Source organism: Sulfobacillus sp. hq2, assembly GCF_002903155.1.
Taxonomy (GTDB): domain Bacteria; phylum Bacillota; class Sulfobacillia; order Sulfobacillales; family Sulfobacillaceae; genus Sulfobacillus; species Sulfobacillus thermotolerans.
Genome location: NZ_NWUL01000042.1, coordinates 1 through 463 on the forward strand (window position 1 = coordinate 1; position 463 = coordinate 463).

Genomic DNA, 463 nt, shown 5'->3' on the forward strand with positions numbered 1-463 from the left:
GATCCGTCGTACAGATACTTCGCTTCAAACAGCACCACAAAGGGCACGATTTGCGTCGCGATGAAAAACAACATGCTAAAGCGGACCGCCCGGTAGTTCGCCGGGGTCAGCGCCGCACTGCGGCGCTGTTCCGGTGCATTCGTCATGACGTAACCCCTCCTCCGTCGGGCGCGTAATCGTGCCAGTCAAACTGCGGATCCTGCGTCGCCCGACTGGTCGCGGCCAGTTCCCCGAGCGCCGTCGTCACCACCGGCACTTTGGTGCCCTCGCCATACAGATACAAGCTCCCCACAATTTCCGGTTGGACTGGGAAGTTATACCGCGGCGCCGGCGAACTCGTAAACCATTCCGGCGTCTTCGCGCCCCACGGGTTCTCCCCCGCCTGCGCGCCGTTCCGCCAGCAGTAGCCAATGTACAAAATATTGCCCAAGAACGCCGCGCCCAAGATAAACGCGAAGATCGA

Annotated in this window: 1 pseudogene; it reads right to left on the minus strand. The window is 60.9% G+C overall.

The annotated features are described in order from the left end of the window. Positions 1 to 142: 142 nt before the first annotated feature. A pseudogene (locus CO251_RS11905) lies at positions 143 to 463 on the minus strand (cytochrome C oxidase subunit I); the annotation flags it as partial.